This window comes from Stenotrophomonas sp. YJH_SMC_37 (assembly GCF_059370035.1).
Map to the genome: position 1 here is coordinate 52276 of NZ_JCAFTG010000014.1, position 25920 is coordinate 78195.

Annotated in this window: 24 protein-coding genes; 15 read left to right on the top strand and 9 right to left on the bottom strand. The window is 67.7% G+C overall.

Annotation, left to right across the window (positions count from 1 at the left end; all coding sequences use genetic code 11):
• Positions 1-62 precede the first annotated feature (62 nt).
• The 8 genes from AC5P8J_RS17345 (at position 63) to AC5P8J_RS17380 (ending at position 9459) form a co-directional block, all read left to right on the top strand.
• Positions 63-1259 (top strand): hypothetical protein, encoded by a 1197-nt coding sequence (locus AC5P8J_RS17345; protein ID WP_043403343.1) that lies wholly within the window; start codon positions 63-65, stop codon positions 1257-1259.
• On the top strand, positions 1250-2350 hold the full coding sequence (locus AC5P8J_RS17350; RefSeq protein ID WP_019337987.1) for a hypothetical protein: 1101 nt from the start codon (positions 1250-1252) through the stop codon (positions 2348-2350). The genes AC5P8J_RS17345 and AC5P8J_RS17350 overlap by 10 nt, the downstream gene beginning before the upstream one ends.
• Before the next feature lie 98 nt (positions 2351-2448).
• On the top strand, positions 2449-3126 hold the full coding sequence (locus AC5P8J_RS17355; protein ID WP_021202156.1) for a hypothetical protein: 678 nt from the start codon (positions 2449-2451) through the stop codon (positions 3124-3126).
• A 16-nt stretch (positions 3127-3142) separates the two neighbouring features.
• Positions 3143-4789 carry a CsgG/HfaB family protein gene (locus AC5P8J_RS17360; RefSeq protein ID WP_227853681.1) on the top strand — a complete coding sequence of 549 codons (1647 nt, stop codon included), beginning with the start codon at positions 3143-3145 and terminating at the stop codon, positions 4787-4789.
• 434 nt (positions 4790-5223) lie between these two features.
• The gene (locus AC5P8J_RS17365) at positions 5224-6873 is read left to right on the top strand and encodes a M28 family metallopeptidase (RefSeq protein WP_227853680.1); all 1650 of its coding nucleotides are present in this window, start codon (positions 5224-5226) and stop codon (positions 6871-6873) included.
• Positions 6874-7061: 188 nt separating this feature from the next.
• A complete protein-coding gene (locus tag AC5P8J_RS17370) occupies positions 7062-8321 on the top strand; it encodes a sensor histidine kinase (RefSeq protein WP_021204365.1) in 1260 nt (419 codons plus the stop codon).
• On the top strand, positions 8311-9081 hold the full coding sequence (locus AC5P8J_RS17375) for a LytR/AlgR family response regulator transcription factor (RefSeq protein ID WP_021204366.1): 771 nt from the start codon (positions 8311-8313) through the stop codon (positions 9079-9081). Before AC5P8J_RS17370 ends, AC5P8J_RS17375 begins: the two co-directional genes overlap by 11 nt.
• Positions 9082-9144: 63 nt before the next feature.
• Positions 9145-9459, top strand: a complete 315-nt coding sequence (locus tag AC5P8J_RS17380; protein ID WP_495217000.1) for a hypothetical protein — start codon at positions 9145-9147, stop codon at positions 9457-9459.
• Between the two features lie 39 nt (positions 9460-9498).
• On the opposite strand, the gene AC5P8J_RS17385 is transcribed toward AC5P8J_RS17380, so the two are convergent.
• Positions 9499-10113, bottom strand: coding sequence for a hypothetical protein (locus AC5P8J_RS17385; RefSeq protein ID WP_021204368.1), 615 nt, complete (start codon positions 10111-10113; stop codon positions 9499-9501).
• 309 nt (positions 10114-10422) lie between these two features.
• Between AC5P8J_RS17385 and AC5P8J_RS17390 the strand changes: the two genes are divergently transcribed.
• A complete protein-coding gene (locus AC5P8J_RS17390; RefSeq protein ID WP_111102073.1) occupies positions 10423-11352 on the top strand; it encodes an oxygenase MpaB family protein in 930 nt (309 codons plus the stop codon).
• Positions 11353-11460: 108 nt separating this feature from the next.
• On the opposite strand, the gene AC5P8J_RS17395 is transcribed toward AC5P8J_RS17390, so the two are convergent.
• Entirely contained in the window at positions 11461-13572 is a 2112-nt protein-coding gene (locus AC5P8J_RS17395; protein ID WP_021204370.1) for a M13 family metallopeptidase, read from the bottom strand.
• 176 nt (positions 13573-13748) lie between these two features.
• Between AC5P8J_RS17395 and AC5P8J_RS17400 the strand changes: the two genes are divergently transcribed.
• Positions 13749-16811 carry a bifunctional diguanylate cyclase/phosphodiesterase gene (locus AC5P8J_RS17400; protein WP_171953450.1) on the top strand — a complete coding sequence of 1021 codons (3063 nt, stop codon included), beginning with the start codon at positions 13749-13751 and terminating at the stop codon, positions 16809-16811.
• A 91-nt stretch (positions 16812-16902) separates the two neighbouring features.
• Here the strand turns inward: AC5P8J_RS17400 and AC5P8J_RS17405 are convergent, their stop codons facing one another.
• The gene (locus AC5P8J_RS17405) at positions 16903-17784 is read right to left on the bottom strand and encodes a LysR family transcriptional regulator (protein WP_019660905.1); all 882 of its coding nucleotides are present in this window, start codon (positions 17782-17784) and stop codon (positions 16903-16905) included.
• A 96-nt stretch (positions 17785-17880) separates the two neighbouring features.
• Here AC5P8J_RS17405 and AC5P8J_RS17410 point away from each other — a divergent pair, with 96 nt between their 5' ends.
• The 3 genes from AC5P8J_RS17410 to AC5P8J_RS17420 all read left to right on the top strand — a co-directional run bounded on the left by AC5P8J_RS17410 (position 17881) and on the right by AC5P8J_RS17420 (position 20881).
• Entirely contained in the window at positions 17881-18291 is a 411-nt protein-coding gene (locus tag AC5P8J_RS17410; protein WP_019660906.1) for a DoxX family protein, read from the top strand.
• A 31-nt stretch (positions 18292-18322) separates the two neighbouring features.
• A complete protein-coding gene (locus tag AC5P8J_RS17415; RefSeq protein WP_227853679.1) occupies positions 18323-19114 on the top strand; it encodes a dioxygenase family protein in 792 nt (263 codons plus the stop codon).
• Positions 19115-19231: 117 nt separating this feature from the next.
• Complete coding sequence (locus tag AC5P8J_RS17420) at positions 19232-20881, top strand: Na+/H+ antiporter (RefSeq protein WP_019660908.1); 1650 nt, start codon at positions 19232-19234, stop codon at positions 20879-20881.
• 148 nt (positions 20882-21029) lie between these two features.
• Here AC5P8J_RS17420 and AC5P8J_RS17425 read toward each other — a convergent pair whose 3' ends face one another.
• Positions 21030-21278, bottom strand: coding sequence for a DUF3297 family protein (locus AC5P8J_RS17425; RefSeq protein WP_026347120.1), 249 nt, complete (start codon positions 21276-21278; stop codon positions 21030-21032).
• A gap of 90 nt (positions 21279-21368) precedes the next feature.
• Between AC5P8J_RS17425 and AC5P8J_RS17430 the strand changes: the two genes are divergently transcribed.
• Complete coding sequence (locus AC5P8J_RS17430; protein ID WP_019660910.1) at positions 21369-21911, top strand: DUF6630 family protein; 543 nt, start codon at positions 21369-21371, stop codon at positions 21909-21911.
• A gap of 166 nt (positions 21912-22077) precedes the next feature.
• Here AC5P8J_RS17430 and AC5P8J_RS17435 read toward each other — a convergent pair whose 3' ends face one another.
• The 5 genes from AC5P8J_RS17435 to msrB form a co-directional block, all read right to left on the bottom strand.
• The gene (locus tag AC5P8J_RS17435; RefSeq protein WP_021204374.1) at positions 22078-22353 is read right to left on the bottom strand and encodes a DUF4031 domain-containing protein; all 276 of its coding nucleotides are present in this window, start codon (positions 22351-22353) and stop codon (positions 22078-22080) included.
• A gap of 13 nt (positions 22354-22366) precedes the next feature.
• Positions 22367-22855 (bottom strand): hypothetical protein, encoded by a 489-nt coding sequence (locus AC5P8J_RS17440; RefSeq protein WP_019660912.1) that lies wholly within the window; start codon positions 22853-22855, stop codon positions 22367-22369.
• 108 nt (positions 22856-22963) lie between these two features.
• Positions 22964-23902, bottom strand: coding sequence for a flagellar motor protein MotB (gene motB / locus AC5P8J_RS17445; protein WP_346474812.1), 939 nt, complete (start codon positions 23900-23902; stop codon positions 22964-22966).
• Between the two features lie 3 nt (positions 23903-23905).
• Positions 23906-24760, bottom strand: a complete 855-nt coding sequence (gene motA, locus AC5P8J_RS17450; protein ID WP_014645799.1) for a flagellar motor stator protein MotA — start codon at positions 24758-24760, stop codon at positions 23906-23908.
• Positions 24761-24851: 91 nt separating this feature from the next.
• Positions 24852-25319, bottom strand: coding sequence for a peptide-methionine (R)-S-oxide reductase MsrB (gene msrB, locus AC5P8J_RS17455; RefSeq protein WP_021204375.1), 468 nt, complete (start codon positions 25317-25319; stop codon positions 24852-24854).
• A 140-nt stretch (positions 25320-25459) separates the two neighbouring features.
• On the opposite strand from msrB, the gene AC5P8J_RS17460 reads away from it, so the two are divergent.
• Positions 25460-25834: a classical arabinogalactan protein 4 gene (locus AC5P8J_RS17460; protein WP_134731094.1), complete on the top strand. Its 375-nt coding sequence runs from the start codon at positions 25460-25462 to the stop codon at positions 25832-25834.
• Positions 25835-25920 lie beyond the last annotated feature (86 nt).

The window sequence follows — 25920 nt, forward strand, 5'->3', positions numbered from 1 at the left end:
TTTCGCGCCCAGCGGACGCGTCAGCGTCCACTTTCCATGCGTATTGACCGAGGAGCGGTTGGATGTATTCAAGGACGAAGAGCGCATCGCGCGCTTTTGCGCGCCTGCTTGCCTGTGCCCTGTGCCTGGCCGTATGGCCGATGGCCGTGCAGGCGGCAGACAAATCACAGCAGGCCTATTGGGCCGGTTTTGCCTACACCGCTGACGCCGCCGCCGTGCAGGCGACCACCCCGCATGCGCATGCCGTGCTGGAAAAGCGTGGCTTGATCCCGCTCAACCAGACCCTGGCGCAGTCGCTCAAGCGCCGCGCACCGGCCCACCTGGAACTGATCGACCAGCCGGTGGCGATGCTCGACGGCACCACCAGCGCGACCGTGCTGGCCGCGGCACTGGACCGCGAACTGGTCTCGGTCGAGCCGATCGGTGACCAGTACAAGGTGCTGGTGGAAGTGGCGCTGCAGGCGCTGTTCTTCGACTTCCGCGAGCGCCAGGTGATCGCGTCCTATCCGCTGACCCTGCAGCGCATCGACGTGCAGGATTACCGGCCGGACAACGACGATATCGACGCGATCGTTGCCGATCTCCTGTACGGCAGTGCCGATACCAGCCTGTCGCAGGTGCTGGCCGCCAGCCTCGCCCAGGCCAAGCTGCCCGATGCCGCCGTGCGTCGCCTGCAGGTCGGTGGCGTAACCCTGTCCGACGCGGTCCGCGCCAAGCTGCCCGACCCGAAGTGGGACGCCCCGCTGCGCGCCACGCTGGCCCACGAACTGTCCAAGACGCTGTCGTCCAATACCGGCGTCGGCCTGCTGCCGCCGGCCTCGGGCCAGGCGATCGGTGGTGCGATGGCGGCGCGCTTTGCCGACGGCAAGGTCTACCAGCTGAAGATTCCCGAGCCGGACTACGTCATCAACCTGCAGGTGGATGCGTTGAAGAACGGCGTGATCGAAGAAACCCCGGCGATGAAGACGATGCTGTTCGGCGCGTTCTTCACCGCCAAGGTGACCGAGCCGTTCTCCGGCAAGGTCTATTTCGAACAGCCGCTGCGCAAGGGGGCCACCAAGGTGGTGCCGGTCACGCAGTGGCAGGTCGACCAGTGGTCGGCCAGCTACGAAACCCTGCTGGCGGGCCTCGATGCCTTCGCCGGCGCCGCCGCCAAGCGCGCCGATTCGCGCGGCTGGCTGGACGAACAGAAGCCGGGCGGCCGCCCGTTGCAGCAGCAGACCCAAGCCCTCCAGGAGTTGATCAAGTCATGTCGTTGATGCGTACCATCCTGCTCATCCTCATCGCCCTGGTGGTGGCCTCGCCGGTCGCTGCGCAGACCGCCAGTTCGCGCGGTACTGGTTCGGCCAGCTACGGCCTGCGCCTGAGTGCCGACACCCGTGCCCAGGCCCTGAACAAGGCCAAGGTCAATGCACTGGAGGCGTACATTGCCGAAACCGGTGCGGCCAAGCTGCGCCTGTTCGAAGCGCGCCGCGCCGAGTTCATCGGCGAGATCGACCGCTACGTGCTCAGTGCCGTGCAGCTGTCGGACACCGAAGACAAGAAGGCCAAGACCTACACCGTCACCGTCCGCGCCGAGATCAACACCACCCTGCTGCAGACCAAGCTGGATGCAGGTTCGGCCGTGGCCGGCGCCACCGCCGCCCAGCGCTCGCTGCTGACCTTCCTGTTCATGGCGCGCTCGCAGGACACCGTGCAGTCGTTCCAGGACAAGGAATACCGCCGCGTCGACGCCAGCAGCAGCTACAGCGAGAACACCCGTGAAGGCGACAGCTTCCGTGGCAACTCGGTCAGCACCAACGGCAGCATCAACCAGAACGGTTCGATGTCGGTCACCAGCGGTGGCAGCACCACCCAGCGCAGCGACAACATCAGCTGGAAGGTGGCCAACGCGGCCGAAGTGAACACCGCGATGACCGGTGCCTTCAGCGCCGCCGGCTACGAAGTGGTCGAAGCCGAATACGTGGAAGGCGAGTCGCGCGGCCTGCTCAGCATCGAGCGCATCCGCAAGGACTTCAGCACCGGCAACGACCTGGCTCCGGCCACCCTGCGTGATACCGCCAACGGCATTCGTGCGGCCAACATTCCGTACATCGCCGTCGGCACCCTCGACGTCGGCATGCGCGACCGCGATCCGGCCAGCGGCAACACCCGCGTGTTCGTCACGGTCACCGGCAAGGTGCTGGACGTGACCGGTCGTTTCCCGCGCACCGTGTCGTCGGTGGGCCCGGTGCAGTTCTCCGGCACCGGCCCGAATGAAACCGTGGCCCGTACCAACGCGCTGCAGCTGGCTGCCGAAAAGGCCGCCCAGCAGATGATCAACGAACTGAACGTCAAGGCGGTCCGCTGATCCGCCGCCCCGGTGGGTGCCGAGCCCGCTCGGCATCGGCCTGGGATTACCGATTCCCACGTGCCGCTTGGCGGCCGTCTCTCCCAAAGGACACTCATATGATCCGCAATACTGCTCTTGTCGTGGCCATCGCTGCCGCCACCCTGTCGATGCCGGCCCACGCTGGCCTGGGCAAGCTGAAGGACCTGGCCGGTGCCGCCACCGGCACCTCCAGCAGCAGCGCTTCCAGCGCCGCCGCCCCGGACGAAGCCGCGCAGGAAGCGCTGGTGCGTCGTTTCGTCAGCTCGCAGTCGCACTCGCTGCAGGCCCAGACCTCGTTTGCCCGTGCCTTCGGCCTGGCCGAGCAGGTGCAGCTGCTGGAAGCCGAGCGCCAGGCGCTTTCGTCGGGTTCGGTCAGCGTCGATGCGATGAAGAAGTCGGTGTCGGTCAGCGAGGCGGCGCAGGCGGCGATCAACGAGCGCCAGGCCGCGCAGCCGGAACTGAACGCTGAGTCCAAGCAGCACTACGCCGAAGGTCTGGTCTCGCTGCTGGCGTCGGCCGCCGAAGCACAGAAGCTCGGTGGCGAGGCCAGCAACTTCACCGCCGGCATGAAGAACCTGGGCGCGACCCAGCTGGCGACCGTCGGCCGCAAGCTGGCCGCCGGTGCATGGGTGGCCAAGGAATCGCCGGGCTTCATCCAGGGCCTGTACGGCTCGACCAAGTCGGCCGTGACCTTCGCCAGGAAGAGCAAGGTGAAGGTGCCGTCCAACGCCGATTCGATGCTCGACACGCTCTGATCCGAGGCGAATCTCCATGCGTATGACCTACCGTTTGATCGGCCTGGGCCTGGTTGCCGCGCTGCTTGCAGCCTGTGGCGAGCAGGACGCCCCGGCTGCCGCGCCCGCCAAGGAAAAGGCAACCAGTGCACTGGCCAGCAATGCGCCAGTGGAAGCGGCGCCCCTGCGTGGCACGCCGGATTTCGGCGGCACCACCCAGGTCGCGCGCGAGGCCGACGGCATCGGCAGCACCCCGGAACTGGCGGTGCTGGCGGCGTTGCAGTCGGCGGTGGCGCAGGTCAACGGCGTACGCGTGGCCAGCCAGATGCAGGGCCTGCGTGCAGGCCTGCATGTGGATGTGGATGACGAACACGTCGGCGACATCCGCGCCGACGCGTTCACCCAGCAGATGATCGCCGGCTCGCAGGGCGCGGTGCTGGGCTATGAAATCCTGTCGCAGGACGAAGTGCGGCAGCTGGACGAGGAGACCATCGCCCGTGTGCGCGCCAGCGACGAAGGCTGGAGCTTCAAGGGCTCGGCGTCGGCCAGTGCGTCCGGCGAAGCCTCGGCCAAGAGCGGTTCGGCTTCGGCCAGTGTCAAGCAGAGCTACGACGAGAAGGTCAACGTCGATGCCAAGCGTGGCGCCAGCTCGTTCGATTCCGACGTGACCCACCGCAGCATGCGCAGCTACTGGAAGGTACGCGTACGTGCCCAGATCGCCCAGTACCGCGCACCGGACGAGCAGGGCAAGCCGAAGATCGTGGTCGCGCTGCCGCGTACCAAGGCCGGCAGCTATGCCGTGGGCGATGGCCGCGTGAGCGCCGATGAAGTGGCCGACGCGATCCGCGCACGCCTGTCCGACACGCTGACCCAGACCCAGCGCTTCATCGTGCTGGACCGTGAGTTCGGCGACGAACTGCAGGCCGAGATCGACCACATCAACAGCGGCAACGTACGTTTGCAGGACACTGCCCGTGTCGGCCAGCAGCTGGCGACCGACCTGATCCTGATCCCGACCGTCGAACGCTTCGAGTACCCGCGCAGCGTGCGCAACCTGCGCATGTCCGACCGCCAGGTGACCTCGTACTCCGGTGGCGGCCGCATCACCCTGCGCCTGGTCAACGCCACCACCGGCCAAGTGGTGATGTCCGACAGCTTCGACCACCAGCTGGCCTCGACCGGCCCCAGCACCCTGCCGCGTGTGGTCAACGGCCGCAACATGGCCGCGGCGATGATGGAATCGCTGTCCGGCCAGATCGGCACCAGCATCGTCACCACGCTGTTCCCGGTATCGGTGGTGTCGGTGGACGGTGACCAGGTGGTGCTGAGCCAGGGCGGTGACACCGTGCAGGCCGGCCAGCGCTGGCAGGCCGTGCGCCTGGGCGAAGAACTGAAGGACCCGCAGACCGGCCGCTCGCTGGGCCGCAGCGAACACCCGTGCTGCACCATCCGCATCGACCGCGTCGCTGCACAGACCTCATACGGCACCATCGAAGACGGCGTCGACGCGATGCGCGGCGGTTTCCGTCCGGGCCAGATCGAACTGCGCCAGAAGCTGGGCAGCAAGCCGGCGGCCGCCGCCGCAGGAGCGACTGCCTCGGCCGCTCCCGCAGCTGCCGCACGCCCGGCCGCCAAGCCGAAGCCCAAGCCCGCTGCCGCGCCGGCCGAAGATCCGAACTGGTAACAGGCTCAAGCAACACACCGATGGGGTCAGAGCCCTTTCCCGCCGGGAAAGGGATCTGACCCCTTCCTGTTTCAGTCCGTGTCGACCAAGGTCGACACCCACCAACAGCAGCGGGAAGCTGTCGAAGGCGGGGTGGGTCCGGTTGCGGGGGTGTCCGCGGCATGGATGCCGCGGCCAAGCCCCCAAGGGTGAGGGCGCTTTGCTTGCGAAGCATTGCTTCGCAAGCGCCCGAACGCACAGCCGCCAGCGGCTGGGCCGGACCGCGGAGCGGGGTCTACGGCGTCCCCCGCAACCGGACCCACCCCGCCATCCCACCGAATGCCTGCTTCTGCTGTTGCTGTTGCTGTTGCTGTTGCCCTGGCATCGGCAGGTGCAGGGCGCAGCCCTGCCGAATCCCATTACACTCCAGAGAGATTTCCCTGCTGGAGAGAGCAATGAAGCGAGTAGCACTGGGCGTGCTGGCCCTGTCAGTGTCGAGCGCACTGATGGCCGCCACCCCGAAATTCGACGGCGCGCGGATCTCCGCCGACGTCAAGGAACTGGCCTCCGACGCCTACGAAGGCCGCTCGCCGGCCACCGCCGGCGAAGAGAAGACCATCGCCTTCCTCAGCAAGCAGTTCGCCGATGCCGGCCTGCAGCCGGGCGGTGACCTCAAGGATGGCAAGCGCCTGTGGACCCAGGCCGTTCCGCTGCGCAAGGGCGACATCGTCGGCGCACCGCAGCTGGCGCTGCACCAGGGCGGCAAGACCGTTGCGCTGGAGCAGGGCAAGCAGATCGCCGTGCGCGCCGCCATGAACGGCGCCAGCAACGTCGATATCAGCAAGGCGCCGCTGGTGTTCCTCGGCTACGGCGTGAAGGCCCCGGAGCGCAACTGGGACGACTTCAAGGGCGTGGACCTGAAGGGCAAGATCGCTGTCGTGCTGATCAACGATCCGGACTTCGAGACCGGCCAGGGCGACTTCGACGGCAAGGGCATGACCTACTACGGCCGTTGGACCTACAAGTACGAAGAAGGTGCCCGCCAGGGCGCGCTGGGCGTGCTGATCGTGCACGAGACCGCACCGGCGTCGTACGGCTGGGCCACCGTGGCCGGCTCCAACACCAACACTATGTTCGATGTGGTGCGCGACAACCCGGCGGAAAGCCACCCGCTGCTGGAAGGCTGGATCCAGCGCGACCTTGCCGTGGAGCTGTTCCGCTCGGCCGGGCAGGACTTCGAAGCGCTGAAGAAGAAGGCGCAGCAGCGCGACTTCACCCCGGTGCCGCTGACCGGCGCCAGTCTGGACGCGAAGTACGCGGTGAAGACCGAAGTGATCACCTCGCACAACGTGGCCGCGCGCCTGGAAGGCAGCCGCCACCCGGACGAGACCATCGTCTACAGCGCGCACTGGGACCACATCGGCGTGGGCGAGCCGGACGCGCGCGGTGATCGCATCTTCAACGGGGCGCTGGACAATGCCAGCGGTACTGCCTCGCTGATCGAGCTGGCCCGTGGTTTCGCCAAGGCCAAGCGCCCGGAGAGGTCAGTGCTGTTCCTGGCAGTCACCGCCGAGGAAAAGGGCCTGCTGGGTTCGGAGTACTACGCCACCCATCCGCTGTACCCGCTGGAAAAGACCGTGGCGGTGATCAATATGGATGGCATGGCGCCGTTCGGTCCGTCGCGCGATTTCGGCATCTACGGCGCCGCGCGCTTCGAGCTGCTGGACCAGCTGAAGGACGTGGCCAAGGGCTGGGATATCCGCTACACGCCGGACCCGAAGCCGGAAGCGGGCCTGTTCTTCCGCTCCGATCACTTCCCGTTCGCCAAGCGTGGCGTGCCGGCACTGTCGTGGTCGGCCGGCCAGGACTGGGTGGACGGTGGCGTGGCTGCGGGCAAGAAGGCCTCGGAAGACTACACCGCCAAGCGCTACCACCAGCAGGGCGACGAATGGCAGCCGGACTGGGTGTTCGCCGGTGCCGCCCGCGACCTGGAAGTGCTGTACACGCTGGGCAACCAGCTGGCCAACTCCCGTGCCTGGCCGAACTGGAGCAAGGACGAGTCGTTCCGCGCCGTACGCGACGCCAGCGCCGACCAGCGCCAATAAGAAGCACCGGTGGTGCCGGCCGCTGGCCGGCATTGCTGCGAGGCTTGCGGCGATGACGGGGTGCCGGCCAGCGGCCGGCACTGCCAGAGCCGCTTCCATCCCCGCTTTCCCGCCCTTCGTCGCAGCCCGCTTGCTTGCCCGGCGGGCCGCCCTATGCTCGGCTCACCCCCTTCCTCCAAGGCGCCGCCGTGTTCGCCAGCCTTTCTCTCCTGTTACGTCATCTGCTGGCCTGGGCTGCGGCGCTGTTCGTCGCAGGCATGGTCTGGAGCGGCATCTTCAGTGGCATGAACGATGGCCCGGGCTGGATTTTCGGCCTGCTGGCGATGTTCCTGATCATTTCCGCGCTGGGCAGTGCCATCACCCATATCCGCCGGGTCTGGCTGGTGGCCGGTCGCCTGGATGCCACCACCTTGTCCGGGCGCCAGCGCCGCCAGATCGAACTGCCGATGGACGCCGGCCACGCGTTCTCGGTAGTGGAAGCGGCGATCGCCGAACTTCCCCGCGTGGAGGATGTGGAAAGCTCGGCCGGCAGCCTGCAGGTGCGCGCCTATGTTCGCCGCGTGGATCTCTGGAATGGGCGTCAGCCCTCGCGCTGGAACCTGCCGGCGCGGCTGGCGATCAAGCGCAACAGCGTGCTGGCCACGGTCACGCCGGGGCAGGGCACCAGCACCGTCACCCTACTGTTTGAACCGGATGCGGGCTGGTGGGCCGACCTGCTGGCGCTGGACGAGGGCAGCAACTTCGAGAACGCCGAAGCGGTCACCCGTGCGATCAGCCGCCGCGTGGCCGACCAGCGTCGCGATGAGCAGGCCGCCGCCGAACAGACCCAGGTGGAAAAGGAACTGTCGGTGGCGCGCTTGAATCTGCTGCACGCGCAGGTGGAACCGCACTTCCTGTACAACACGCTGGCCAACGCGCAGGTGCTGACCCGCACCGACCCGGCGCGTGCCGAACAGATGCTCGGCCACCTGATCCAGTACCTGCGCAGCTCGTTGCCGCAGGTGGACGAATCGGTGTCCACGCTGGGCGTGGAGCTGGAGCGCACCCGCGCCTACCTGGAGATTCTGCGTATCCGCATGGGCGCGCGGCTGGCGGTGGAAGTGCAGGTACCCAACGAACTGCATGGCGTGCACCTGCCGGCGATGGCGTTGCAGACACTGGTGGAAAACGCGATCAAGCACGGCCTGGAACCCAAGCCCGGCGGTGGCACGATCTGGATCCTCGCGCGTGGTTTCGATGACCACGTGACCGTGACCGTCGCCGACGACGGGCTCGGCTTCGGGCAGGGCACCAGCGGTACCGGCATCGGCCTGAAGAACCTGCGCGAGCGCCTGCGCCTGACCTGCGGTGAGCAGGCCGGTGTGGCGATCGTGGCCAATTTCCCCAGCGGCGTGGCCGCGACCATGACCCTGCCGCAGTCGCACAAGGAGCGCAGCCATGCCGCTTGAGGCACTGATCGCTGAAGACGAAGAACTGCTGCGGCAGTCGCTGGTGGAGCAACTTCGCCGGCTGTGGCCGGACCTGAAGCTGGTGGCCGAGTGCGAGGACGGCGCCAGCGCGCTGGAGCAGCTGGCCGAGAAGCAGCCGGACATCGCTTTCCTCGATATCCGCATGCCCGGTATCAGCGGCATCGAGGTCGCGCGCTCGCTGTCCGAGCTGAGTCCGCGCACCCAGGTGGTGTTCGTTACTGCCTACGACCAGTACGCCATCGATGCATTCGAGCAGGGCGCGATGGATTACCTGCTCAAGCCGGTAAGCGACGAGCGCCTGCTTGCCACCCGCGAACGCATCCTGTCGCGGCTGCCATCGACGCGGCAGGACGATGCCGTGCTGGAGCGCCTGCTGCAGCGGTTGGGCCCATCGCAGGGCACTGCAGAGCGACCGCCGCTGGCCTGGATCACCGCCAGCAACGGCCGCGAGACGCAGCTGATCATGCTGGAGGAGGTGGCCTACTTCCGCGCCGACAACAAGTACACCACCGTGGTCACTGCCGCCGGCGAGAGCCTGCTGCGCACGCCGTTGCGCGAACTGCTGGAAGTGCTCGACCCGCAGCATTTCCGCCAGATCCACCGCTCGACCATCGTCAACATGAAGGCCGTGGCGGCGGTCAGCCGCGACGATACCGGGCGGGGCGTGCTGCGCCTGCGTGGCCGAACGGAAACGCTGGTGGTCAGCCAACCGTTCATGAGCCTGTTCCGCGGCATGTAGCCGCAGCCGCATCCCCCCTGCACCGAGGAATGAACATGTCCCGTCTGCTGATTGTGCGTTGCCGTGCTGGCACTGGCCGGCTGCGAAAAATCCCGCAACACCTCGATCACCCGCACCCATGCCAACGGCGTGGACACGCTGTACAGCAAGAGTACGGTGGTCGACGGCGAGGCGCGCTTTCAGTGCATTGCCAGCAGCAGTGGCCACTGCCATTACCTGGTGCTGGACCCAGCGTGCAGCACCGATGCCGCGTGCACCACGCCGCCGCTGCGCCGGTTTGCGGTTGCGGCAGGCAAGACCGAGGCCATGCGTGGCCTGCCCGACGGCTTCCGCCAGTGCGTCAGCCAGGACCCGATAGAACACTGCCACCGCGAGTGATCACGGTGGCAGTGTGGATCCCCCCGCTTCGCTGAAGGGTCAGTAGGCAGGCTGCAGCGTCAGCTCGTGATGGTGTTCGGTTTCGCCGACGTGGTTCAGGCGTCCGACCAGCTCCGAGTGCTGCTTCATCCGCCCGATCTCGGTCATGATGCGGATGTCCTCGTGGCGCAGTTCGCGCTTGGTGGTGACCGCCTGCTTGTAGTCCAGCACTTCCGGGTAGTGCTCGGCCAGGTCCAGTGCCTCGGCCACGTGCTCCACGCTGTCGGCCTTGGAACTGATGCGGGCGCGGCTGTTGAAGGCCTTCATCCAGCGCTCGAAGCCGGCCTGCTGATCGAACATGTTGGCCATGAACCAGATCACGAACAGGATCGAGACCCATGAGCCGAACACGATCACCACGCGGGTGAAGGTGATATGGAAGTCATCGCGCCACAGGTAGTTGGCGATCAGGCCCAGGATCAGCAGAGAGGCTGCCTGCCAGCCGATGATCGATGCGATCAGCCACTGGCACTTGGCCTGGGCCAGCACCGCCACTTCATCGCGGATCTGCTGCTCGCTGAGGTTGCGCCAGTGCGCCACCTGTTTGTCGAACGGGCTGCTGTAGAGCTCGTTGTCGCGAAGCAGAATTCCCAAACCCTTGAACAAGGCAATCATGGCTGGCTCCTTGTGGAACGTGCGTCGATCAGCATTGGACGGTGTGGCGGGTCCAGTTCTAGCACTTCCAGCGGGCGGTGCAACGGGGGCAATGCCAAGCGGCGCAACGGTTTGCCCGGCGGGGGTGAAAATTGATGCATTGCATCATCGCGGTCACAGCCTGCGACAGGATGTCGCAGGGTGAAACGTGCTGCGGCCGCACATGAAACGGTCGCTGAGCGTGGAGGCTCGCCGCCTGCGCCGTGATCGCCGAGAATCGGGGCCGACCGCGCAAGATGCGACCGTTCTTCCGACTTTCCTGGACCCGTGATGCCGGCTTTGCTGCAGCGACTCTACCGCCCCGTCACCGCGCCGATCCGGCGCTGGGTACTGGACGCCTTCCCGCGCGGCCAGAGTGGCATCGACTACGACCATCCGCAGGGCGACCCGGGTTGGTTCGGCCCGGACAGCGTCACCTGGCGGCTGCACGCCGAATTTCCCTCGATGCTCGCCGGTGGCCTGTGCGCGCTGATGCTGCAGACACTGCACCCACGCGCGCTGGCCGGGGTCTACGACCACTCCAATTTCCGCCAGGACCTGGTGGGACGCCTGCGCCGCACCACCGCCTTCGTTGCCGGCACCAGCTACGCGCCCACTGGCGAAGTGGAGGCGCTGGTGGCCAAGGTGCGCCGTATTCATGCACGGATCCGCGGCCAGACCGCGCAGGGCGAGCCCTACGCCGCCGACGATCCGCAGTTGCTGACCTGGGTGCACGTGACCGAAGCCTTCGGGTTCCTGCAGGGTTTCCGCCGCTATGGGCGCGAGCTGCCGGGGGACATCGCCGACCGCTACTACGATGAGTACCGCCGTGTGGCCGAGGCGCTGGGTGCAGTGGATGTGCCGTGCAGCGAAGCGGAAGTGGCGGCGTACTTCTGCGCGCGGCAACCGGAGCTGCGTGTGGACGAGCGCTCGCGTGAAGTGCTGGAGGTGCTGTCCGGCGTGCGCCTGCCGGTACCGGTGCCGGGGCTGTCGCGCGAGGTGTTCCTGGGTGCAGGCGCGGCGCTGCTGCCGGACTGGGCCGAGGGCATGCTCGAGCGCAGTGGACGCCAGCGTGCGCAGGCGGCAGCTTCAGCGAAGTTGATGCAGGGCATGGCGCCGCTGTTCCGCCGCGCGCTGCCCGATGGCCTGGCCAGCCGCGCCTGCGCGCGGATGGGCGTGCCGGTGGAGATCCTGCGCGAGTGGCCTGCGGTTGCCTGGTAGGTGCCAACCTTGGTTGGCACGCTTTTCGCGGTGCCGCGGAAGCGCCAACCAAAGTTGGCAGCTACCCGCAAGTGAAACGGGCGCCTTGCGGCGCCCGTTCCGGTTACATCACCACACCTTGACCCGCTTGTCCGGGGCCAGGTACAGCTTCTGGCCTTCCTTCACGTCGAACGCCGGGTACCACGCGTCGATGTTGCGCACGGTGAGTGCGCGGAACTGGCCCGGTGCATGCACATCGGTCAGCAGCGAGTTGCGCAGCGCCTGCTCGCGGCTCTTGCTGCGCCAGGCCTGGGCAAAGCCGAGGAAGAAGCGCTGGTCCGGGGTGAAGCCTTCCAGGGTCTGGCCCGGCTTGCCCTGCAGCGACAGCTGGTAGGCGTCGTAGGCGGTACCCAGGCCGGCCACGTCGGCGATGTTCTCGCCCAGGGTCAGCTTGCCATTCACATGCACGCCCGGGAACGGCTCGTAGCTGCTGAACTGCGCGGCCAGCGCATCGCCGGCGGCGTTGAACTGCTTCAGGTCCTCGGCGGTCCACCAGTTGTGCAGCTTGCCGGTTTCATCGAACAGTGCGCCCGCGTTATCGAAACCGTGGCTGATCTCGTGGCCGATCACGGCGCCGATCGCACCATAGTTCACGGCGTCGTCGGCGGCGCCGTCGAAGAACGGCGGCTGCAGGATCGCGGCCGGGAACACCAGGCGGTTTTCCAGCGGCACATTCATCGCGTTGATGGTCTGCGGCAGCATCGCCCACTCGCCGTGGTCGACCGGCTTGCCCAGCTTGGCGATGTTGCGCTGGTACTCGAACAGCTCGGCGCGCTGTGCATTGCCCAGCGGGTCATCACGGCGGATCTCAAGGCCGGTGTAGTCGCGCCACTTTTCCGGATAGCCCATGCCCACGGTCAGGCCGGCCACCTTCGCCTTGGCGCTCGCCTTGGTCTGCGGCGACATCCACGCCAGCGCGTCGATGCGCTTGGCGAAGGCGGCAATGATGTTCTTGGCCATCTCGTCCGCGCGTTCCTTGGTCTTCGCGTCGAAGTGCTTTTCGACGTAACGCTTGCCGATCGCTTCGCCCACTGCGTGGTTGGCATCGTCCACCGCGCGCTTCCAGCGATCGCTCTGCTGCGGGGTGCCGCTCAGCGCGGTGCCGTGGAAGGCGAAGCGGGCATCGGCGAATTTCTTCGGCAGGTAGGCGGCGGCACGGTCCAGCGCGTGGAAGGCCAGGTAATCCTTCCACACCTCCAGTGGCTCGGTGGCGACCAGCCTGGACAGGCCGGCCACGGCCTTGGGCTGCCAGACGATGAAGTCCTGCTGCTTGCCCAGCGCGGCCGCGTCGAGGAAGGCGTTCCAGTCCATGCCGGGCGCCTTGGCATTGAAGTCGGCCTGGGTCCAGGGATTGGCACCCTTGGTCACATCATTGGTTTCTTCCTGGGTGGCATGTGCCTGCGCGATCTTCGTCTCCAGCGCGAGAATGCGTTGTGCCTTGCCGGCCGGATCGGCGACGCCGGCCAGCTGCAGCATCTGTGCGATGTAGGCCTGGTACTGCTTGCGCAGTTCGGCCATGCGGCCGCCGCCCAGGTAGAAATCGCGGTCGGGCATGCCCAGGCCGCCCTGCACCAGGTACGGCGCATTGCGGTCGGGCTGCAGCAGGTCCACCGACACCCACAGGCCGAACAGGCGGTCGGTGTAGAAGTTGGTCGCATTGAGCAGGTCGACGTCGGCGCGCACATCGCCGCCCAGGGCGCGTGCCAGGCCGGCCTTGTCGGTGATGGCATCGATCGCCTTCAGCTGCGGCTCCACGGGTGCAACGCCGCGCTGCTCGATGCCGGCCTCGTCCATGTAAGCGGCGTAGTAATCGCCGATCAGCTTGTCGTCACCGCTGGCCTGGGTGTTGCCGGCGGCCCCTTCGAGAATGGCGCGGGTGTCGGCCAGGGTCTTCTCGGCAATGACGTTGAAGCTGCCGAAGCGCGACCGGTCGGCCGGAATCTCGGTGTTCTTGACCCAGGTGCCGTTGGCGAAGCCAAAGAAGTCATCGCCGGCGGCAATGCTGCGGTCCATGCCGCTGGCATCGAAGCCGAAGCTGCCCAGCATCGGCTTGGCCGCAGCGGGGGTGGCATCGGCCGGCGCGGTGGCCGTGGCGGCCGGCTCGGCCGGGCGGTCACAGGCGGCCAGGGACAGGCTGGCAACGATGGCCAGGGCCAGGGTGGGACGGCGCAGCTTGGACATGGACTTCTCTTGCGGCGGAAAACGCCAAGTCTAATCTGCGCCGGCCTGCCTGGCGGCCCTGTGCTGCGTCCTGTGCTGTGCAGGATCTGGCTGAACACGTGGAACCGACCTTCACGCCGTGAGCGACGTGGTGCATGCTGGACCCTGGAACCCTGCGCGGACACGGGGAGGTGGCCATGCGGGGGCGGGTCAGGCGTCAAGAATGGCGTCCACCGGCCGTTGAGGTCGGGGACGTGGAGGATTCGTTCGCGCATGAAGCCAGCCGACTGCACAAGGAACACCCGCCGATGCCCGCGCTGAAACGCGCGTTGGCCCGGCCGCTGCGCGCCATTACCTGGGGCGGAGTGCTGCTGGGCGTGCTGTTGGTCACCGGGCTGACCCTCATGCTGGTCAATGACTACCACCGCCGTCTGGAAGCGGCGCAGCGCCAGAGCCGCGCGCTGGCGGTGGGCAGCGAGCGCCTGCTGGCGCTGGAACTGCGCAACCTGGAGCGGGCCATGTCCGGCATCGCCGCCGACGCCGCCGAGCTGTTCCGCAGCGTGCCGGCGCAGGCGCCGGCCCTGCTGGATGCATCCATCGGCGGGGTGCTGGGCCGGCATGCCGAACTGCACAGCATCGCCGTGCTCGACCGCCATGGCCGACCGCTGACGGCCGGCGAGGGCGACCTGCAGCTGCCGCTGTGGACCGACCCGCAGCGTCGTGGCCAGGGCAGCGCGCTGTACATCGGCCCGCCGCAGCGGGCCAGCGATGGCGGTTGGGTGGTCCCGCTGGCGCTGCCGATGGCCGGCGAACGCTGGCTGCTGGCACGGCTGCGCTGCGGCGAACTGCAGCGCATCGTCGGTGGCCTCGACGTCGGCCCCAAGGGACTGGTCTCGATCAGCGATGCCGAAGGCTACATGCTGGCCCGCGTGCCTGACCCGCATGGCACGGTGGGCCACCGCTATGACCTGCCACGCCGTGACCTGCTCGGCACGCAGGCAGTGGTCGAGCTGGGCAGCATGCCGGGCGTGGTGGATGGCGTACCGCGCATCCTCACCATCAGCACGCTCGAACGCAGTCCGCTGGCGGTGCAGGTGGGCCTGGCCGACGAAGACGTGCTGGCACCGTGGTGGCCCTACCTGCAGGCATCGGTGGCAATCGTACTGGCCTACATCGTGGTGCTGCTGGTGCTGCTGTATGCGGTGCGCCGAACCACCCGCAGCCAGCAGTCGATGGCCGAAGAGCTGAAGGCCGGCCACGCCGAGCTGCGCCTTGCGCACCAGGTCGGGCGTGTCTGCACCTGGTACGTGGACGAGGATGCCGCGCTGCTGCGCTGGTCACCCCTGGCGCGCGAGATCTTCGGCGTGCAGACCGATGCCCTGCCGGTGGCCGATTTCTTCGCACGCGTGCATCGCGACGACGCCGCACGCCTGCAGCAGGCCTTCGACCAGGCCTTCGCCGGCGGCGCGGTGCTCGACCAGGTATTCCGCCTGGTGCTGCCCGGAGGCGAGGTGCGCTGGGTCGGGGCACGTGGGCAGCGGGTGGAAGTGGCCGACAGCGAGCGGCGCATGATCGGTGCGCTGACCGACCTGAGCGAACGCTATCAGGCGCGCGAGCAGATGAGCGAAGTGGAACGCCGCTTCCGCCTGCTGTTTGACCGCAATCCGGCGCCGTTCTGGGTATTCGACCCGGACACGCTGCGCTTCATCGAGGTCAACGATGCCGCCGTGCGCCAGTACGGCTACAGCCGCGACGAGTTCCTGGCGATGAGCATCCTCGACATCCGCCCGCGCGAGGGCTGGGACGAGGTGCGTGGTGCCATCCAGCGCGCACAGGTGGGCGATCCTCCGGACGCGACCGTGCGCCTGCATCGGCGCAAGGACGGCAGCGTGTTCGAGGTGCGCGCACACCTGTCCAAACTCGATTTCGACGGACAGCCCGCGTGCCTGGTGCTGGCCGAGGATGTGAGCGAACGGTTGGCCTACGAGCGCGACCTGGCTTACCAGGCACGGCACAACCCGGCCACCGGCCTGCTCAATGTACGCGCGTTGACCGAACAGCTGGATGGGCAGGGCGAGGGCTATACCATCGCCTTCGTGCAGCTGCGCGGCCTGCAGCTGGTGGCCGATACGCTGGGCCGCGAGATCGGCGATGCGGTACTGCAGTCGATGGCGACCCGGCTCGGGGGCCTGGGCGCGCGCTATGGCACGCTGGCGTTCCAGCCGGCCGAAGATTTTGTCTTGGCCATCGGTGCCGGGCACGATACCCAGCGCGTGCTGGACGACCTGCTGCAGATCGTGTCGGCGCCGATGCGCGGCAAGGACTCGCTGCACCAGTTCGAGCCGCGTATCGGCGTGGCCGTGCATGTCGCCGGTGACGGCCATGGCGCCGAACAGGTGATCGGTATGGCCGCGCAGGCCGCGCATGCGGCGCGCGCCGAGGGCAACGTGGTGGTCTGGTTCGATGCGGCGGTGACCACGCGGCTGGCCGATCGGTTGCGCCTGGCCGGGCGCATCCATGCCGCTATCGACAACGAGTTCCAGCTGTACTTCCAGCCGATCCGGCATGCCGGTGATGGCAGCCCGGCCGCGCTGGAGGCCCTGCTGCGCTGGCCGCAGGCCGATGGCAGCTTCATCCCGCCCAACGAGTTCATCCAGCTGTGCGAGGACACCGGGTTGATCCTGGCGCTGGGCCGCTGGGTGATCCGCGCCGCGGCGAAGGCGCAGCGCCGTCTGGTCGACGCCGGGTGGGGCGAGCTGCCGATCGCGGTCAACGTGTCTGCGGTGCAGTTCTTCAACAGCGACCTGGTGGCCGAGTTCACCCGCGCCCAGCAGGAATTCGGCCTGGCCCGCGGTGCGCTGCACGTGGAGCTGACCGAGAGCAGCCTGATGCGCAAGCCGGCGCAGGCGATGCAGACCATGCAGCGCCTGCATGAGCAGGGCATCAGCGTGTCGCTGGATGATTTCGGCACGGGCTATTCCAGCATGTCCTACCTGCAGCACCTGCCGCTGGACATCCTGAAGATCGACCGCAGCTTCGTGGCGGACGTGGAAACCAATCCACGCAACGCCTCGATCTGTCGCGCGCTGCTGTCGCTGGGCCACAGCATGGGCCTGACCATCATTGCCGAAGGCGTGGAAACACCGGGGCAGCTGGACTGGCTGGCCGCGCACGGCTGTGACCAGGTGCAGGGTTACCTGCTGGGGCGGCCGGCACCGCTGGAGCGGATCATCGACGCGTTGGATGAAGTCCCCGCCTGATCGGGTTTCGTATTTGCCGGCCAGCGGCCGGCACTACCAGACCGAAACATGACGGTAGTGCCGGCCGCGGGCCGGCAGGCACCAGGTTCGGCTACACCCCGGCTTCGACCAGATGGTCGATGAAACTGCGCACCTTCGGTGCCAGGTGGCTGCGGCTGGTATAGACCGCGAAGATGCCGATCGGGGCGGCCTCCCATTCGGGCAGCACGCGCACCAGCCGGCCATCGGCCAGCGCGTCTTCCAGCAGGAAATCCGGCTGCAGGATCACGCCCATGCCGGCAATCGCCGCTTCGCGCAGCACGTCGCCGTTGTTGGCGTGCAGCAGGCTGTTCACCGCGACCTTTACTTCGCCTGCGGGCCCCTGCAACGGCCAGTGGTCGCCAGCGGCCCAGTAGCTGTAGCCCAGGCACGCGTGCGCCTGCAGGTCCTGCGGGGTCTGCGGGGCGCCGCGTGCGGCCAGGTAGGCCGGCGCGGCGCACAGGCTCACCCGCGATTCGCCCAGGCGGCGGGCGATCAGGGTGGGGCCCGGCTCGCGGGTGATGCGGATGGCCACGTCGTAGCCTTCCTCGACCATGTCCACCAGGCGGTCGGACAGGGCCAGGTCCAGTTCCACCTGCGGAAAGCGTTCGCGGTAACTGGCCAGCAGTGGGCCGAGGCGGGCGATGCCCCAACTGACCGGTGCATTGATGCGCAGCGTGCCGGAGGGCTCCAGCGCCTGCGCGCCGATGCTGGCCTCCAGCGCGTCGAACTCGGCCAGCAGGCGCACGCATTGGGCGTAGTAGGCGGCGCCGGTGCTGGTGGGGCTGACCCGCCGCGTGGTGCGATGGAGCAGGCGGGTGGACAAGCGCTTTTCCAGCGCGGCGACCTGGCGGGTAACGCCGGCGGTGGACATGTCCAGGGCCTGGGCGGCGGCGCTGAAGCCGTTGCGCTCGACCACCGCCACGAACACGCGCATCGCCTCGAGGGTGTCCATTGTTGCGCCTTCTGAAATAAATACGGTCAATCGATCGTATTTATCGGCCCGTGAAGTCGCAATAACCTGAGCCCACTCCCTTCAAGGTGCTTTCCGATGCACGCCACGACCGCTCCTGATTCGCCGCTGGCCCCGTATGGCGCCGCCCTGCTGCGCCTGGCCCTGGGCGTGCTGTTCCTGGTCCATGCGCTGACCAAGCTGCTGGTATTCACCCCGGCCGGCACGGCAGCGTTCTTCGAGTCGCTGGGCCTGCCCGGCGTGCTCGGCTACCTCACCATCGGCGTCGAGCTGGTGATCACTGTCGCGCTGCTGCTGGGCATCTATGCGCGCTGGGTGGGCCTGGTCGGCGTGCCGCTGCTGCTGGGCACCATCGTCACCGTGCACGGCGCCAACGGCTTCGGTTTCGCCAATGCCGGCGGCGGCTGGGAATACCCGGCGTTCTGGGCGCTGGCGCTGGTGGTGCTGTTCCTGGTCGGCGATGGCAAGTGGACCCTGCGTTCGCGCTGATCGCCGCCTGATCCTGCAACTGGAGAATTCCATGTCCCGCCTGCCTTCGCTGTACATCTCCCATGGTTCGCCGATGACTGCCCTGCATCCGGGCCAGGTTGGTGTGCGCCTGGCCGAGCTGGCGCGCGACCTGCCCACGCCGCGCGCCATCGTGATGGCCTCGGCGCACTGGCTGGGCCGGCAGCCGCTGGTCGGGGCGCATCCGCAGCCGCCAACCATCCACGATTTCGGCGGCTTCCCGCGCGCGCTGTTCGAACTGCAGTACCCGGCGCCGGGTGACCCGGCACTGGCCGAAGAAGTGGCCGGCCGCATCGCCGCCGCAGGACTGCCAGTGGCCATCGACCCGCAGCGTGGCCTCGACCACGGCGCGTGGGTGCCGCTGCGGCTGTTGCGCCCGCAGGCCGACATCCCGGTGGTGCCGGTGTCGATCCAGCCGCTGCTCGGCCCCGAGCATCAGTTCGCGCTGGGCCGCGCGCTGGCACCACTGCGCGAACAAGGCGTGCTGCTGGTCGGCTCGGGCAGCATCACCCACAACCTGCACGACTGGGGCGACTACCAGGACGGCAAGGAAGCGCCATACGTGCGGCCCTTCATCGAGTGGGTGGAGCAGCGGCTGGCCGCTGATGACCGCCAGGCGCTGTTCGACTATCGCCGGCAGGCGCCGTTCGCCGAGCGCGCGCACCCGACCGACGAGCACCTGCTGCCGCTGTTCTTTGCGATGGGCGCAGCCGGCGAGGACAGCTTCGGTGCGCGGCGCATCGACGCCGGCATCGACGCCGGTTTCCTGGCCATGGACCTGTACCGCTTCGATGGGGCGGCATGAGCCGGGGCTGACGCGCGGCGGCTCCCGTCGTCGCGGTCATGGCCGCATGTGGTAGTTTTTTCCGGGTTTCCGGCGCTGGCCTTCAAGCCGCCCCACGCGCCGCTTCCTGGAAGAAGCATGCATACCATTGAAGTCGTCCTGGCGATGCTGGTGGCCGTTGTCGCCAGCGGCTACCTGGTTCGCGTCCTGCCGTTCTCGTTGCCGCTGCCGCTGGTGCAGATCGGCCTGGGCGCGGTCATCGCCGGGGTGTTCAACCGCGGCCACGCGCTGGAGCCGGAAGTGTTCTTCCTGCTGTTCCTGCCGCCGCTGCTGTTCCTTGATGGCTGGCGCATCCCCAAGCAGGGCCTGTTCCGCGACAAGGGCGCGATCCTCGAACTGGCGTTCGGCCTGGTGGTGTTCACCGTCATCGGCGCAGGCTTCCTGATCCACTGGCTGATTCCGGTGATGCCGCTGGCGGTGTGCTTCGCGCTGGCGGCCATCGTGTCGCCGACCGATCCTGTGGCAGTGGGTGCGATCGCCTCCAAGGCGCCGATTCCCAAGCGCCTGATGCACATCCTGGAAGGCGAGTCGCTGCTCAACGATGCATCGGGCCTGGTCTGCTTCCGCTTCGCGGTGGCTGCGGTGATGACCGGCACGTTCTCGCTGGCCACGGCCTCGCTGACCTTCGTGTGGGTGGCGGTGGCGGGATTGGCGGTGGGCGTGGCGGTGACGCTGGGTGTGTCCACCTTCCAGCGCTGGCTGTGGCGCCGCTTCGGCGAGGAGCCGGGCGCGGCGATGCTGGTCAACCTGCTCATTCCGTTCGCGGCCTACCTGCTGGCCGAAGAGATCCACGCCTCCGGCATCCTCGCCGCGGTCGCCGCCGGTATCGCGATGAGCTACGTCGAGCTGACCGGCCGCGTCTCCGGCAGCATGCGCGTGCAGCGTGCCGGGGTCTGGAACATGCTGCAGTTCAGCTTCAACGGCATCATGTTCGTGCTGCTGGGCGAGCAGCTGCCCGGTATTGTCGAACGTGCCACCACCACCATGAACGAGACCGGCCACCAGAGCGCGTGGTGGCTGCTGGTGTACGTAGTGGTGATCAACCTGGCGCTGGTCGTGCTGCGCCTGCTGTGGGTGTGGCTGTCGCTGCGCTGGAACCTGCTGCGCGCGCGCCGCCGCGGACTGGAGCGGGGCGAAGCGCCGAACTGGCGCATCGTGGTGGCGACCTCGGTGGCCGGCGTGCGTGGTGCGATCACCCTGGCCGGCGTGTTGACCCTGCCGCTGTTCCTGCCTGATGGCAGTGCGTTCCCGGCACGTGACCTGGTGATCTTCCTGGCCGCCTCGGTGATCCTGTTCTCGCTGCTCGGCGCCAGCATCGCGCTGCCGCAGCTGCTGAAGGGCCTGCAGCTGCCGGCCGATTCGGGTGAACGCAAGGAAGAGGACCTGGCGCGCCGGCTGTCGTCGAAGGCGGCGCTGGCCGGGGTCGAGCGCATGCGCCAGCAGCTGGTGATGAACCAGAACACCGAGAACGTGCAGCTGTACAACGATGCCGCCTCGCGGGTGAGCCTGCTGTACCAGCGGCACCTGGAGAAGGACAACGACGGGCCCGACGTAGACCCGGAGAAGGTGCGGCGCATGGAGCTGGGCTACCGCCAGCTGCGCAGCGCCGGCCTCAACGCCGAGCGCGAGGAACTGTTCCGGCTGACCCGGCGCGGGGTGATCTCCGATGAGATCTCGCGGCGCCTGATCCGCAACCTGGACCTGCTGGAATCGCGCAAGCGCGAATGATGCCTGGGACCGGGCGTTGCTGACGCTGACGCGGATTCCGCCCTGGCATGTAGAGCCGAGCCCATGCTCGGCTACGCTTGCTTCAGGCGTCATGAACCCGGAACGAAAAGCAGCCGAGCACAGGCTCGGCTCTACATGCCGGTGCCGGTTATTCCGGTTTCTGGTCCAGGAAATACACCTCGACCTTGCCCTTGACCTTGATCGTCATCGGGTTGCCGCGGCGGTCACGGGCCTTGCCGGCCTGCACGCGGATCCAGCCTTCGCTGACCGAGTATTCCTCGACGTTGTCGCGCTCGATGTCGTTGAAACGCACGCCAACGCCGCGCTCCAGCGCCTGCGCATCATGGAAGGGGCTGGCCGGGTTGATCGCCAGGTGGTCGGGAGGGGTATCGCTCATCGCTTCATTCACAGTGACGGCCACCAAGGCCGGCTTCAGCGGCACAGGATAAACCGTAGAATGCCGACCTGCCCCAGAGGACGTTCCGCCATGCCCGACAACAGCGACTATTTCGACTTCGAGGAAGACATCCACGACTTCGACGAGGAGGGCTTCGAGGCGCGGGTCTGGAACCTGCTGGTGCTGATCAACCCGGGTGACGAAGAGTTGGCCCTGCAGCAGTTCAACCGCTGGCGCGAGCACCTGGCCGAGGACGGTCAGCCGCTGGAAGCGGACAGCGACTGGCTGCCGGCGCTGTTCACCGCCATCGCCTGGCAGTCCGGTTTCGATGTGGAGCGTGAGGACCTGGAGTCGCTGCAGTCGGCGGTGAACGAGCTTTCGGCGCGCTTCAACCTGCAGCTGGACTGGGGTGGCGACCTGGACGACGAGGACTTTGCCGAAGGCCTGGACGGCGTGCAGCTGATGGCCACCGCCTTCGACCGCCTGCGCGAGCACAACTACACGCTGTGGAGCGTGGATGCCGGCAGTGATGGCTTTACCGGGGTGATGGCGCTGACCCGCGACGATGACGCGATGCTTGCGCTGTGCTCGCTGCTGAACGTGGAAATCCGGCTGGGCAGCGACCCGTTCTGAGCGATGGGCCGATCCGCCGGGCACGACCCGACGGGGGTAGAGTCGACTGTCAGTCGACTATCGCGCGCAGCGCGGGGGTCTCGCGGCCGGATGGGAGAGCAGTCGACTAACAGTCGACTCTACCCCCGTCGGTGCCGGTTGGTGTCCGGCGAACCCGCGGCGTGGCCTACGGCCGGTACTGCGCCCGGGCGTTGGCAATCACCGTTTTGACCAGTTCACGGTCGGTGTGCCGTGAGATCGCCCGGGCGCCGAGCGCGATGGCCTGTGCGCGCAGCCCGGCAGTGACATCGTAGTGGGCGCCGCTGGCCTTGTTCTGGAAGGCGCGCGGTGGAATGCCGAGCTGCGCGGCCATTGCGTGCAGCTCGGCCAGGGTGTCGGCCATCAGGTGCGCCCAGCGCTGTCCGCGCCAGGGATGCACTGCGTCATCGACGTAGACCGTCACCGCCGCGGCCGGTTCAGGCCTGCGGCTTGCTGTCGCTGTCAGCGGCCGGGGCGGCCTCGGCAGCGGCTTCTTCGGCCGCGTCGCCCTCGACGGCTTCGCCTTCTTCGCCTTCAGCAGCGTCGACGCCTTCAAACTCGGACACCAGCTTGTCCAGGTATTCGTCGGCGGTCTGCTCGGATTCGGCCGCCAGGGTGTCCAGCAGCTTCTGCAGCAGTTCGGAGTACTCCAGGTTGACCTTGCGGCCTTCCTTCTCCTGCACGTTGGCCAGGTGCTTGAGCATGGCCAGCATCGGCACCGGGTTCTCGGCGTTGCCCATGGTCTGGCCGCCGATGGCCAGCAGCCACTCACGGCCCTGCAGGCCGATGGCCGCCACCACCTGGCCGTCTTCGTTGGTCAGCACGGCATGGTTCTGCACCTGCTGCTGCGCGTTCAGGCGGAGGAACGGGCGCTTGCCCTGCTGCTTCTTGCGCTTGTCGCGCTTGGCCTTGGAGTTCTGGGACATGGGGGTGAGATCACCTGGAAACGGAAAGACCGCCATTGTAGCGGGTGCGGCGTGGTGCGCTCGCCCGGCATGGCCCTGTGGATTCGGACCAAGGCGCGCACCCACAGCTTATTCCGCTTGCCCCTGCGCGGCCTGCACGTCCGGGTCGGCGGTGGGCGCCGACAGCCCCACCTGGGGGCCGGCACCCGCCAGCGCTGCCTCCTCGGCGGCCTTGGTCATCACCACGATGCTGATGCGGCGGTTGATCGGGTTCTGCGGGTCGGCCTTGTCGAACAGCACCGATGAAGACAGGCCGACCACGCGGGTGATCTTGCTGTCCTCCAGGCCGCCGTCCACCAGTGCACGGCGTGCAGCGTTGGCGCGGTCGGCGCTCAGTTCCCAGTTGCCGTAGCCGCGTGCGGCCGAATAGGCGGTGATGTCGGTGTGGCCGGTCAGGCTGATCCGGTTCGGTACGTGGTTCAGGTACTCGGCCAGCTCGTGCAGGATCTGTTGCGTGTACGGCTTCAGCGTAGCGCTGCCGAGGTCGAACATCGGCCGGTTCTGCTTGTCCACGATCTGGATGCGCAGGCCTTCCGGAGTCAGGTCCAGCAGCAGCTGGTCCTTGAAAGGTTCCAGTGCCTGGCTCCGGCTGATCGCTTCCTGCAGCTCCTTCATCAGTGCTTCCAGCTGCTGCTTGTCGCGCTGCTGCTGGTCCACCGGTTGCGGCACTGCTTCCTTCTGGTTCTGGAAGGGATCGTTGCTGCTGCCCCGCGAGATGTCGGTGGCGCCGCCCAGCTTGATCATCGATGTGCTGGCGCCGCCCGGGCCGGCCATGCCGGGTGCCGGCGTGGCACTCTGCCCGCTCAGCGGGCTCGGGTTGCGGAAGTACTCGGAAATGGCCGCACGGTCGTTCTTGTTGGTGGTGGCCATCAGCCACAGCACCAGGAAGAAGGCCATCATCGCGGTCACGAAGTCGGCATAGGCCACCTTCCACGACCCTCCGTGGTGAGCGGCGTGGCCGGCCTTCCTGACCCGGCGGACGATGACGGTGGGCTTGTTCTCGGCCATGGCTTACTTGACCGTCTTCAGGTGCTGCTCGAAATCGGAGAAGGCCGGGCGCACGTTCGACGGTAGCGTCTTGCGGGCGAATTCCAGCGCGATCTTCGGGTTGTAACCGCGCAGGCAGGCCAGCAGGGCAGTCTTGACCGATTCGTAGATGCGGCTGTCCTGTTCGGCGCGGGCTTCCATCGCCGCCGCCATCGGGCCGACGAAGCCGTAGCCCAGCAGGATGCCGAGGAAGGTGCCGACCAGCGCACCGGCCACGTGGCCACCGACCTCGACGATGTCGCCGCCGATCGAACCCATGGTGATGACGATGCCCAGCACCGCAGCCACGATGCCGAAACCGGGCAGTCCGTCGGCGACCTTGGTCAGCACCTGCGACGGTGCCATGGCCTCGGCGTGGTGTTTTTCCAGCTCCAGTTCCAGCAGCGGTTCCAGCTCGTGCGGCTCGATGTTGCTGCCGATCATCAGGCGCAGGCAGTCGGTGATGAAGTCGATCAGGTGGTGGTCGGCCTGCACCTTGGGGTAGTTGGCGAACAGGGCGCTCTCGGCCGGGCGTTCGACATGGTCTTCCAGTGCCATGAAGCCTTCGCGGCGCGCCTTGTTGAGCAGTTCATAGAGCAGGCTGAGGACATCGATGTAATCCTGCTGCTTGTAGCGCGGGCCCTTGAACACGCCGACCATGGCCTGCAGGGTCTGCTTGACCGTCTTGGCCGGGGTACCGACCAGGAACGCGCCGAGCGCGGCGCCGCCGATGATGACCAGCTCGTAGGGCTGCCAGAGGGCGCCCAGGCGGCCGTGGGCACCGAGGTAGCCCCCGATCACGCTGATGATGACGACCAGGAATCCAACGATGATGAGCATGGGGCGACGCAGGGAGAGGGGATATCTCCTTGTCGGCCCGCCGCCCGGGTTTCTGAAGAGGGAATTCTGTGAAATCGGTCAGCGGGGTGTTTCAGCCGGCCACCCCGGCTTCGGCGCCGCCACGCTGCAACGGATCGGGCCAGGGCTCGCCATTGCCGACGAAGGAAAGTGAGACGGAGTTCAGGCAGTGGCGCTCGTAGGTGGGCGGCGGACCGTCGGGGAACACGTGGCCCAGATGGCTGCCGCAGCGCGCGCAGGTGATCTCGGTGCGGACCATGCCGTGGCTGGTGTCGCGGATCTCGCGCACGTGCGCCGGGTCGAACGGGGCGAAGAAGCTGGGCCAGCCGGTGCCGGAATCGAACTTGGTGCTGGAGCGGAACAGCGGCAGCGCGCACAGCCGGCAGCAGTAGACGCCCTCGCGCTTGTTGTCGAGGAACACGCCGCAGAACGGCGCTTCGGTGCCGTGCTGCAACAGCACGCGGCGTTCCTCGCTGCTGAGGCCGGCGACCAGCGCCTCGGTCTGGGTGGCAGTGGGGGGCGTCAGATCGAAGGCGGTCATGGCGGCGCTCCGTGGGGTCGATGGCCTGGGGATGCCGGAAAACGTGGGGGTGCCGGCGCGCGCTTGCAAGTGTGATGGCCGTTCATGGGTGGCACACGGGTGCGGGAGCAAGGTGGGTGTCATAGACGCCGGAGCGTGCCATGAAGCCGACCCTTCCCCTGCTGTTAATCGCCCTGTTGCCGGCACTGGCGCTGGCCCAGGTGCCCACCCCCGACCCCACGGCCACCCGCAGCGCGACCACCGTGGCGCCGCAGCCGGTGGCGCCACCGCCACAGGCGGCCCGGCCGCAGCCGCAGTTGCTGCCTACGCCGCAACCGGCGCGGCCGATCAAGTCCACCGGTCCGGCCCAGATCACGCCGCCGCCAGCACCGAGGCCGGCCGACAAGGTCTACGACCGCAACGGCCGCATCGTGCCCGGCGTGCGCCCGGCCGGCCCGAACCGCGTGTTCGACTCGCGCACCGGCCGCTACTACGACAGCGTGCCGGCCGGCGATGGCCAGCAGATCAAGCGCTGAACCCTGGTGCCACCAAGGTTGGCTGCTGGCTGGCGCTGAGCGGGCTGAACGCGCGAAAACAGCGTCCAGCCGATCACTGCTTTTTC

Excerpts from the sequence above, each read along its gene's own strand:
- AC5P8J_RS17345 (WP_043403343.1), top strand. The coding sequence starts at position 63 with ATGTATTCAAGGACGAAGAGCGCATCGCGCGCTTTTGCGCGCCTGCTT.
- AC5P8J_RS17350 (WP_019337987.1), top strand. The coding sequence starts at position 1,250 with ATGTCGTTGATGCGTACCATCCTGCTCATCCTCATCGCCCTGGTGGTG.
- AC5P8J_RS17355 (WP_021202156.1), top strand. The coding sequence starts at position 2,449 with ATGATCCGCAATACTGCTCTTGTCGTGGCCATCGCTGCCGCCACCCTG.
- AC5P8J_RS17360 (WP_227853681.1), top strand. The coding sequence starts at position 3,143 with ATGCGTATGACCTACCGTTTGATCGGCCTGGGCCTGGTTGCCGCGCTG.
- AC5P8J_RS17365 (WP_227853680.1), top strand. The coding sequence starts at position 5,224 with ATGAAGCGAGTAGCACTGGGCGTGCTGGCCCTGTCAGTGTCGAGCGCA.
- AC5P8J_RS17375 (WP_021204366.1), top strand. The coding sequence starts at position 8,311 with ATGCCGCTTGAGGCACTGATCGCTGAAGACGAAGAACTGCTGCGGCAG.
- AC5P8J_RS17385 (WP_021204368.1), bottom strand. The coding sequence starts at position 10,113 with ATGATTGCCTTGTTCAAGGGTTTGGGAATTCTGCTTCGCGACAACGAG.
- AC5P8J_RS17390 (WP_111102073.1), top strand. The coding sequence starts at position 10,423 with ATGCCGGCTTTGCTGCAGCGACTCTACCGCCCCGTCACCGCGCCGATC.
- AC5P8J_RS17395 (WP_021204370.1), bottom strand. The coding sequence starts at position 13,572 with ATGTCCAAGCTGCGCCGTCCCACCCTGGCCCTGGCCATCGTTGCCAGC.
- AC5P8J_RS17400 (WP_171953450.1), top strand. The coding sequence starts at position 13,749 with ATGCGGGGGCGGGTCAGGCGTCAAGAATGGCGTCCACCGGCCGTTGAG.
- AC5P8J_RS17405 (WP_019660905.1), bottom strand. The coding sequence starts at position 17,784 with ATGGACACCCTCGAGGCGATGCGCGTGTTCGTGGCGGTGGTCGAGCGC.
- AC5P8J_RS17410 (WP_019660906.1), top strand. The coding sequence starts at position 17,881 with ATGCACGCCACGACCGCTCCTGATTCGCCGCTGGCCCCGTATGGCGCC.
- AC5P8J_RS17415 (WP_227853679.1), top strand. The coding sequence starts at position 18,323 with ATGTCCCGCCTGCCTTCGCTGTACATCTCCCATGGTTCGCCGATGACT.
- AC5P8J_RS17420 (WP_019660908.1), top strand. The coding sequence starts at position 19,232 with ATGCATACCATTGAAGTCGTCCTGGCGATGCTGGTGGCCGTTGTCGCC.
- AC5P8J_RS17425 (WP_026347120.1), bottom strand. The coding sequence starts at position 21,278 with ATGAGCGATACCCCTCCCGACCACCTGGCGATCAACCCGGCCAGCCCC.
- AC5P8J_RS17430 (WP_019660910.1), top strand. The coding sequence starts at position 21,369 with ATGCCCGACAACAGCGACTATTTCGACTTCGAGGAAGACATCCACGAC.
- AC5P8J_RS17440 (WP_019660912.1), bottom strand. The coding sequence starts at position 22,855 with ATGTCCCAGAACTCCAAGGCCAAGCGCGACAAGCGCAAGAAGCAGCAG.
- motB (WP_346474812.1), bottom strand. The coding sequence starts at position 23,902 with ATGGCCGAGAACAAGCCCACCGTCATCGTCCGCCGGGTCAGGAAGGCC.
- motA (WP_014645799.1), bottom strand. The coding sequence starts at position 24,760 with ATGCTCATCATCGTTGGATTCCTGGTCGTCATCATCAGCGTGATCGGG.
- msrB (WP_021204375.1), bottom strand. The coding sequence starts at position 25,319 with ATGACCGCCTTCGATCTGACGCCCCCCACTGCCACCCAGACCGAGGCG.
- AC5P8J_RS17460 (WP_134731094.1), top strand. The coding sequence starts at position 25,460 with ATGAAGCCGACCCTTCCCCTGCTGTTAATCGCCCTGTTGCCGGCACTG.